This is a genomic window from Gelidibacter sp., from assembly GCF_039916245.1.
In the GTDB taxonomy this organism is placed as follows: domain Bacteria; phylum Bacteroidota; class Bacteroidia; order Flavobacteriales; family Flavobacteriaceae; genus Gelidibacter.
This window is the reverse complement of sequence record NZ_JBDSLS010000156.1, coordinates 1-9,545: the sequence shown is the minus strand read 5'-3', so window position 1 is coordinate 9,545 and position 9,545 is coordinate 1. Positions and strand designations below refer to the sequence as shown.

The following is a 9,545-nucleotide window of genomic DNA, read 5'->3' as shown; positions in this document are numbered from 1 at the left end:
ATCATTAAGAAAGGGGCAAATTATGGTTGGCCTGTTATAAGTTATGGTGTTAATTATAGTGGTACAAAATTCACTGATATTACTAAAAAGGAAGGCATGGAGCAACCCATTCATTATTGGGATCCATCCATTGCGCCTAGTGGAATGGCATTTATTACCAGTGACAACTATCCGGGTTGGAAAGGTAACTTATTAGTAGGATCATTAAAATTCAGTTATATGGATAAGGTGGTCCTTGCCGATGAGAAAGTGGTCAAGGAAGAACGTCTTTTAGATGGATTGGGTCGTGTGAGAACGATCGTTCAAGGGCCTGATGGATATATATATGTCGGTATTGAAAACTTGGGAATCGTTAAACTCTTACCTAAAAATTAGTGTTCAAAATGATAGGAATATTTGTGTTTTTAGGTTTTTTGTTTTCTTGTAATGAGGAGCCAAAACAAACGCCAGAACTTAAAGAGAGTATCGCGCGAGGTGCCCTTGTGTATGAGGATTTCTGTATGAATTGCCATATGCCAAAAGGTGAAGGTGTGCCTAGTGCGTTTCCTCCTTTAGCAGATTCTGACTATTTGTTGAACAAACGTATCGAAAGCATTAAGGCTGTGAAATATGGAATGTCTGGAGAAATAACCGTTAATGGGAAAAAATATAATAGTTCCATGGCGTCTTTGGGGCTTTCCGATGATGAAGTGGCAGATGTGATGAACTATATTTTAAATTCGTGGGGAAATGCCGATGGTAAAATAGTAACCACTTCCGAAGTTTCCAAAATTCAGCAATAGTAGTTCTTTATATTTAGTTAAATTTGCCCCTGAAAACTAAACAATAAAGAATGCTGATTATAGGAATTGCAGGTGGTACAGGATGTGGTAAAACTACGGTTGTCAATCAAATTTTAACTGAATTGCCTGAAGGCGAAGTGGGCGTCATATCCCAGGATTCTTATTATAAGGATACGTCGCATTTAAGCTTTGATGAACGTGTGAAAATTAATTTTGACCATCCGCGTTCCATTGATTTTGAATTGTTGGAAAGCCATTTACAGGAGCTAAAAGAAGGTAGAGACATTCAGCAGCCGATATATTCATTTATAAAACACAACAGAACCGGTGATACTGTTTTGACGCATCCTCGAAAAGTAATGATTGTTGAAGGTATTTTGATTTTGACAAATCCAGAGTTGCGCGAAATGTTTGATATCAAGATTTTTGTGCATGCTGATAGTGATGAACGCTTGATCAGACGTTTGAAACGCGATATTTCTGAACGCGGACGTGACTTGGATGAAGTGTTGGCCCGATACAAAAACACTTTGAAGCCAATGCATCAGCAGTTTATTGAGCCAATGAAAGAATATGCAGATATTATTATTCCAAACAATAAGTACAACACTGTGGCTGTCGATATTGTGAAATCAATCATTAATGAACGTTTAGCATAGATGAATCGTAAATATTTAAAACCATTCAAAAATATGTATGTGATCATCTTTATGGTGTTCGCGGTATGGATGTTGTTTTTTGATGGCAATTCTTTTTTGATCCACCATGAATTAAATTCAGAAATGAACGCTTTGAAGAATGAACGTGACTACTACAAGAAAGAGATTATAAAGGATAAGAAAGGCATAAAAGCCTTGAGTACGGAAGAAGGTTTGGAACGATTGGCTCGCGAAAAATATTATATGAAGCGCGTGAATGAAGAAATTTATATTATCGAATACGAGGATAGTATAGAAAATCAAAATGATCATGACTAAAACGTTATTTGGAGATTTTTCTGAGGTCTCCTCCAAGCAATGGAAGCAACTCATTCAATATGACCTAAAAGGCGCCGACTATAACGAAACGCTTATTTGGAACACTGATGAAGGTATTCATGTGAAGCCTTTCTATCATGCAGATGAGTTTAAGGAACTCCCGAATGTATCGGATACAAAAGCTACGGAATGGCAGATATGCCAAGCCATATTCGTCGCCCATGTTGAAAAATCAAATCTTAAGGCGGTTAATGCGATCGAGCGGGGCGCGGAAAGCATCAAGTTTATTCTGCCTTCTGAAGAAATTTTAGTAAAAGACCTTTTGGTTAATATCAATTTAGCGAAAGTTGCTGTTTTTTTTGAATGTCAATTTATATCTTCAAAATTTGCAAAGCAATTTTCATTCATCCCAAGTAAGGGAAACAAACATATTCAAGTCGATATTATTGGGCATCTTGCCAAAACAGGAAATTGGTATAACAATCTGAAATCAGATTTTAGCGAATTTGAAGCCATTATAAAGCATACCAAAACCTTTACCGTAAATCTGCGATTATACCAAAATGCGGGTGCCAATATGGTGCAGCAATTGGCCTACGCTTTAGCGCACGCCAATGAGTATCTCAATTATTTAGAAAGTCTATTGACGAGTTCAGCGAAGGAGTCCTTTGAAGTCATCTTCAATGTTTCGGTAGGCACCAATTATTTTTTTGAAATCGCAAAACTTCGAGCGTTGCGGGAATTATGGCGAACGTTGGCAGAGGCTTACGGTTTTAATACCGAATGTTTTATTGTTGCGATCCCAACGAAACGCAACAAAACCCTTTACGATTATAATACCAATATGTTGCGTACGACCACCGAATGTATGAGTGCAGTTCTTGGTGGCGCGAATACAATTTCTAATTTGCCATACGATGCCATTTATCATAAGGACAATGAGTTTGCAGAACGTATTTCAAGAAATCAATTGTTGGTTTTAAAGCACGAAAGCTATTTTGATAAGGTAAATAATCCAGCAGATGGCGCTTACTATATCGAAAGTATAACAGAACAATTAGCAGAAAAAGCCTTGGTACTTTTCAAGGATATCGAAGCTAACGGCGGATTTTTACAGCAGCTAAAGGAAGGCACAATTCAAAAGAAAATAAAGGAAAACGCGGCAAAAGAACAAGAACAGTTTGATAAAGGCGAATTGATTTTGTTAGGCACCAACAAACATCCTCATGCGGATGATAAAATGAAGCATGAATTGGAGTTGTATCCTTTCGTTAAAAAAAATCCTGTCAAAACCTTGATAGAGCCTATTATTGAAAAGCGTTTGGCGGAAGCTGTCGAGCAAAAAAGATTGGAAAACGAGTGAATTAAATAATCATAATATGGAAGCTCTAAGAAAAATTGTAAGCGTAAAAAATCGTACGATTAATATCGTCCTTCCAGATGATTTTGATGCTAGTGAAGTAGAAGTTATTATTTTTCCATCTAATAAATCAGATAGAGACGAATATAAAGTTCCACAATGGCAGATTGATCGTGTCAGAGAGCGTACCGATAAATATTTAAAGAATCCGAATGATGTTGACGAAATCAATGATTTTTTAAAAGAAATAGAAGATGAATTATAGCGTAGTGATTCTTCCTGAAGCAAAACTTGAATTTAAGGAAGCGATCTCTTATTATAAAAATATAAATCCTAAGCTTTCTGATAGGTTTTTTGATTCTTTTAAAGAAAGTCTCAATAATATTAAAAGTGAGCCCTTACTTTTCAATTGTGATATGATAATGTAAGAATAAAAATGCTTAGAACATTTCCCTATCTTATTCATTATCTTATTCATTGTTAGATTTATGAGTCTAAAATTGTGATTAAATTGATATGTCATTCGTCAAAAGACAGTGATATTGATATCTTTTAAACAAAAAGTTATGAGTAGAAAGAATTTGCAACATATCGAATTGAACCGAAGACGGATGACGGATGACGGAAGAACGAGTTTAGAATCTAGTAAACTCGAAACTTTAAACGAGAAACCAGAAACTTTCCACACGGCAGAAGACATCGATATCAAATCCACTAACGGCAAGGAAGATATAAAGGACCTCGAGCATCTCAATTTTATTGCTGGAATCGCACCAAACCTTCGCGGACCCTACTCGACCATGTATGTGCGCAGACCTTGGACAATTCGTCAATACGCTGGTTTTTCAACGGCAGAAGAAAGTAATGCGTTTTACCGACGCAATTTGGCCGCAGGACAAAAAGGATTGTCAGTAGCCTTTGATTTGGCCACGCATCGCGGTTATGATTCTGACCATGATCGTGTGGTGGGCGACGTTGGTAAAGCTGGTGTTGCCATTGATACCGTTGAGGATATGAAAATTCTCTTTGATCATATTCCTTTGGATAAAATGTCGGTTTCCATGACCATGAATGGCGCGGTTTTACCCATTTTGGCATTTTATATTGTGGCAGCTGAAGAGCAAGGTGTAAAGCCTGAGCAATTGGAAGGGACGATCCAAAACGATATTTTAAAGGAATTTATGGTACGGAATACTTATATCTATCCGCCAACACCTTCCATGAAAATTGTTTCTGATATTTTTGAATATACCAGTAAATTCATGCCGAAGTTCAATAGCATCAGTATTTCTGGATACCACATGCAAGAAGCAGGCGCTACGGCCGATATTGAATTGGCCTATACCTTAGCAGATGGATTGGAATATATCCGAAAAGGATTGGAAGCAGGTATGGACATTGATACGTTTGCACCGCGTTTATCTTTCTTTTGGGCCATTGGCATGAATCATTTTATGGAAATCGCCAAAATGCGCGCTGCCCGAATGTTATGGGCAAAAATGGTAAAACAATTCGATCCTAAAAACGACAGATCACTCTCGTTACGTACCCATTCCCAAACTTCGGGATGGAGTTTGACCGAGCAGGATCCGTTTAATAATGTGGCAAGAACTACTATTGAAGCGGCAGCAGCAGCGTTTGGAGGGACTCAAAGTTTACATACCAATGCCTTAGATGAAGCGATTGCACTGCCAACCGATTTTTCAGCACGAATTGCACGAAATACACAACTTTTTCTTCAATTGGAAACCCAAATCACTAAGACGGTTGATCCTTGGGGAGGAAGTTTTTACGTTGAAAAACTGACACACGATATCGCTGTAAAAGCTTGGGCGCTGATCGAGGAAGTTGAAGAACTTGGAGGCATGACGAAAGCCATTGAAGCAGGCATTCCAAAATTGCGGATTGAGGAAGCAGCGGCACGTAAGCAGGCACGAATTGATTCTGGTCAGGATATCATCGTGGGCGTAAATAAGTACAGATTAGAAAAGGAAGATCCGATTACAACTCTTGAAGTCGATAATCAAACGGTCAGACTTTCGCAGATTGAACGTTTAAATAGAGTGAAGGCTGAACGGAATTCTGGTAAAGTAGCACAAGCTTTGGCTAATTTGACGGAAGCCGCTAAAAATATTATAAATTCGGATCGAGGCTCTGAGGAGAATTTGTTAGCTTTAGCAGTAGAAGCGGCAAGAGAGCGCGCTACTTTAGGCGAAATTAGTGATGCACTTGAAGTTGCATTCGGTCGTTATAAAGCTCAGATTAAATCATTTTCAGGCGTGTATAGCAAAGAAATAAAAGACGATAGTTCGTTCAAAAAAGCCCGGGAACTTGCCGATAAGTTTGCAGAGCAAGATGGTCGTCGTCCGCGTATCATGATTGCCAAAATGGGGCAGGACGGTCACGACAGAGGTGCCAAAGTAGTCGCCACAGGCTATGCGGATGTTGGTTTTGATGTGGATATTGGTCCGCTGTTTCAAACGCCAAAAGAAGCTGCTAAACAGGCGGTTGAAAATGATGTCCATATTCTGGGCGTGTCTTCACTGGCCGCAGGTCATAAAACTTTAGTCCCGCAAGTCATTCAGGAATTGAAAAACTACGGTCGCGAAGATATTATGGTCATTGTCGGAGGAGTCATTCCTAAACAGGATTACCAATATTTATTTGATGCAGGAGCTGTTGCCATATTTGGTCCTGGAACGAAAATTAGTGATGCAGCCATTCAAATGTTGGAGATTTTGCTAGATGAATAGCGCTTTTCTAAAAGGATTTTATTCTATAGTACTTTCGTCTTTACCAATCCTCATTTTAAATTGAAAACTTATTAAACATAGACCATTAGTGTTCGATAGAGCCTCCTTATTACAGCAGTTGGAAAATAACAGCGATTGGGATGTTATTGTTATTGGAGGCGGAGCAACTGGTTTGGGCGTGGCTTTGGATAGTGTGACGCGCGGCTACAAAACACTGCTTTTGGAACAGTCTGATTTTGCAAAGGGAACGTCTAGTAGAAGTACCAAACTCGTTCATGGCGGCGTACGCTATTTGGCACAAGGCAATATTGATTTGGTCAAAGAAGCCTTGTATGAAAGAGGTTTGCTATTGAAGAACGCTTCGCACTTGGTCAAGAATCAGACATTTATTATTCCGACTTATAAATGGTGGAACACTTTGTTTTACACCATTGGTTTAAAAACCTATGATCTTTTAGCTGGAAAGTTGAGCTTCGGGAAATCCATGAGAATGTCTAAAGAAGAAACATTTTCAAGACTTTCGACTATTAAAAAGGAGCATCTTAAAGGTGGCGTAGTCTATCATGACGGACAATTTGATGATGCGCGATTAGCAGTCAATATTGCCCAGACCGCTATCGAACAAGGTGCGACGATTTTGAATCATTTTAGAGTCATTCAATTGCAAAAAGATGCGAATGGCAAACTTAATGGAGTTACGGCAATTGATCATGAGTCGCACAAAGAATACATCTTAAATACAAAAGTAGTCATCAACGCGACAGGCGTGTTCACAGATGAAATCCTAAAAATGGATAATGCGGATGCTAAAAATACGGTAAGACCAAGTCAAGGCATTCATTTGGTGTTAGATCGCTCATTTTTGCCAGGTAAAGATGCCATCATGATTCCAAAAACAACAGATGGACGGGTTCTTTTTTTGGTGCCTTGGCATAATAGAGTAGTGGTAGGAACTACGGATACCTTATTGGACAGCCATAGTTTGGAGCCAAAACCCTTGGAAAAGGAAATTGATTTTATTTTGGAAACCACAAATGCTTATTTGAATAAAACCGTTACTAGAGCTGATGTATTGAGCATCTTTGCAGGATTACGTCCGTTGGCAGCTCCAAAAAATCCTTCAGAAAAAACAAAAGAAATTTCAAGAAGCCATAAAGTAATTGTTTCTGAATCGGACTTAATTACCATCACAGGTGGAAAATGGACCACCTATAGATGCATGGCACAAGACACCATGAAAAAGGTCATTGCTATGGGGAAATTGCCTTATACCGTGTGTCTGACCAAACATCTTAGAATTCATGGTGCTGACGGTGCTACAGATGATACTAATCATCTTTATATTTATGGAACTGATCAAAAATTTATTGACCAACTAATTAAAGAATCTCCAGAATTAGGCGAAAAATTGCATCCGCGTTTAGAATTTTTAAAGGCCGAAGTGGTTTGGGCAGTTACCAATGAAATGGCACGAACGGTTGAAGATGTTTTGGCCAGGCGTGTGCGTATCTTGTTTTTGGATGCCAAGGCTGCTCAAGAAGTTGCACCACAAGTGGCTGAAATTCTTACAAAATATTTAGGTAAAGACGAGGATTGGAAGCAATCACAGATAGAGGAGTTTACGCATTTAACAACTCAATATATTTTATAGGAGCTTATTTTTTTTTTAACGCAAGGACGCTAGGTTTTTTGCAAAGATCTAAAAGAAAATAAACGACATTTAAGAATTATAGTTTCACAGTCATTGTTGTCCGATAAAAAAGGAGCCCTTAAAAATGGCTACTTGAATAATATCGTAAATTAGAGTTGCAAAATTCAAAATTCGATGAGTAAAAGTAATTATTATTCTAGTAAATCTGTTTTCGGACAGCTGATTTCTTTAATAGACGATTCTTTGATAAGAAAAGAGGTCAAAAAATTTGAGTCAGACCTTACACCAAACGATTTACTACAAAAGACCATTTGATAAGTATGCTTTTTTGTTCATTTTCAAAGAGTATATCACTTCGAGTAATATCTATTGCAATGCTTGGTCTATCAGGAAAAACGGATGGTTTTCAGTTAAATCCTATTCTAAAAAAGCGCAATTGAACATTTTCAAATTTGGTCAGCTTCTGTAAAAACCATCTTTTAAATTACAACAATTTGATGAAATTTCTAGAAAACCCGGAAAAAGACTGGATTAATAAAGCTGAGCAAGAACAATTATCTTTTAATTGGTAGCCTGTTTTTGAAAAATAATAAAGCGCAGAGATTAAGAGGCTGGTAGTCAGATAAGTGAAAAATAAATTCAAGTGGTTTTATCTTTTATCGGACATTAATAAATTTGTTTATTAGTAAGTTTTAATTTTTAGTCTTCAATTTGATCTTCCAATCGGTCCGACCCATCCAAATCCAATTCAATTATTTTGCTCACAGTTATTGTTAAAAGAAAATATACAAAGATATTTTGGGTGTGCCTTGTTATTGTTTCGTTAATTTGCCGAATATAAATTTTTCAATGATTGACCTCCATCTTTTAGAGCATTTAGAAACTTACCTTACCCCAGAAAGAAAAGTACGATTCGATACCGTTCTTCCAAATCGGACGAAACATTTTACCGTGGCCACAGAAGATGTGTACCAATTACACAACACGAGTGCAGTCATTCGGAGTTGTGATGTTTTTGGGATTCAGGAAGTCCATATTGTGGAAGAGCGAAATTCCAAACGCATTGATCGTGAAATTGCAATGGGCTCTCAAAAATGGGTGGATTTACAAAGATTTCATACCGTGAAAGACTGTATTCAGAATCTAAAAGAAAATGGCTATCAAATTGTCGCCACAACACCTCACGAAAACGAGCAGGTACTTGCCGATTTTGATATCAGTAAAAAGTCTTGTTTTTTCTTCGGAAGAGAGACGGAAGGTTTGTCACAAGAGGTTTTGGACGCTGCGGATTGCTATTTGAAAATTCCGATGGTCGGCTTTACCGAGAGTTTGAATATTTCGGTTTCCGCCGCAATAATCTTACAGGATGTCACAAATAAATTACGGAAATCGGATGTTAAATGGCAGTTATCTGAACATGAACAATTAGAAAAGCGATTGGATTGGATCTCAAAAACCTTGAAAAGTTATGATGAGATTGTAGAACGTTTCTATAAATGTAGTGGAGATAAAAGTTTATAATGACATATAGTTTGTGAAAAATTCGACATTAAAGCGTGCTGCTAGGGATCTTAATCGGAAATATGTGCTAATGAATCGATTAATAGAAGAATTAAGAATATTTAACATTACTTTTCAATAGTGTATTTCAGTCATAGATTATTAACACTTAATTGGCTATAAACTTCTAAAACACTAATTGAAACTATGTTCAGATCTTATGTTTTTCCTAAGTCGCAATTAAAGTCAATTGCTGTTACCGTTCTTTATGTTATCATCTTTGTTTCCCTAGTTTTAGGCTTTCTTGTTTTTTTGCGATTTAATTATGGTGTTTCTTTGAGCAAATTGACAAGGGATTTTGCTGCAGTAGTTGATGCTCCGATTTATACCGCTTTCTTGTCTCAATTGGGAATCTTTTTTTGGGCCGGAGCTGCTGCAATTTGTATTCTCAGTGGAGCAATACTTTCTGGGAGTCAAGAGTTGAAGAGTTATAGTTCTTTTTTCTATGCTTCTGCAGGAATT

At 37.5% G+C, this 9,545-nt stretch carries 11 protein-coding genes; all 11 read left to right on the top strand.

What is annotated here, in order from left to right; all coding sequences use genetic code 11:
* Positions 1-375, top strand: a 375-nt coding sequence (locus tag ABIQ28_RS08475; RefSeq protein ID WP_348036455.1) for a PQQ-dependent sugar dehydrogenase, incomplete at its 5' end; no start/stop codon positions are given.
* A gap of 8 nt (positions 376-383) precedes the next feature.
* Positions 384-782 carry a cytochrome c gene (locus ABIQ28_RS08470; RefSeq protein WP_348036454.1) on the top strand — a complete coding sequence of 133 codons (399 nt, stop codon included), beginning with the start codon at positions 384-386 and terminating at the stop codon, positions 780-782.
* A 50-nt stretch (positions 783-832) separates the two neighbouring features.
* Positions 833-1,441, top strand: a complete 609-nt coding sequence (udk, locus tag ABIQ28_RS08465; RefSeq protein WP_348036453.1) for a uridine kinase — start codon at positions 833-835, stop codon at positions 1,439-1,441.
* Positions 1,442-1,759 (top strand): septum formation initiator family protein, encoded by a 318-nt coding sequence (locus ABIQ28_RS08460; protein WP_348036452.1) that lies wholly within the window; start codon positions 1,442-1,444, stop codon positions 1,757-1,759.
* Positions 1,752-3,122: a methylmalonyl-CoA mutase subunit beta gene (locus tag ABIQ28_RS08455; RefSeq protein ID WP_348036451.1), complete on the top strand. Its 1,371-nt coding sequence runs from the start codon at positions 1,752-1,754 to the stop codon at positions 3,120-3,122. The genes ABIQ28_RS08460 and ABIQ28_RS08455 overlap by 8 nt, the downstream gene beginning before the upstream one ends.
* Before the next feature lie 16 nt (positions 3,123-3,138).
* The gene (locus ABIQ28_RS08450; RefSeq protein ID WP_348036450.1) at positions 3,139-3,384 is read left to right on the top strand and encodes a hypothetical protein; all 246 of its coding nucleotides are present in this window, start codon (positions 3,139-3,141) and stop codon (positions 3,382-3,384) included.
* A 301-nt stretch (positions 3,385-3,685) separates the two neighbouring features.
* Positions 3,686-5,872, top strand: a complete 2,187-nt coding sequence (gene scpA / locus ABIQ28_RS08445; RefSeq protein WP_348036449.1) for a methylmalonyl-CoA mutase — start codon at positions 3,686-3,688, stop codon at positions 5,870-5,872.
* Between the two features lie 88 nt (positions 5,873-5,960).
* Positions 5,961-7,523, top strand: coding sequence for a glycerol-3-phosphate dehydrogenase/oxidase (locus tag ABIQ28_RS08440; protein WP_348036448.1), 1,563 nt, complete (start codon positions 5,961-5,963; stop codon positions 7,521-7,523).
* Between the two features lie 320 nt (positions 7,524-7,843).
* Positions 7,844-7,963, top strand: coding sequence for a hypothetical protein (locus tag ABIQ28_RS08435; RefSeq protein WP_348036456.1), 120 nt, complete (start codon positions 7,844-7,846; stop codon positions 7,961-7,963).
* Positions 7,964-8,372: 409 nt separating this feature from the next.
* On the top strand, positions 8,373-9,044 hold the full coding sequence (locus ABIQ28_RS08430) for an RNA methyltransferase (RefSeq protein ID WP_348036447.1): 672 nt from the start codon (positions 8,373-8,375) through the stop codon (positions 9,042-9,044).
* Positions 9,045-9,230: 186 nt separating this feature from the next.
* The coding region (locus ABIQ28_RS08425) for a hypothetical protein (RefSeq protein ID WP_348036446.1) at positions 9,231-9,545 on the top strand (315 nt) is incomplete at its 3' end.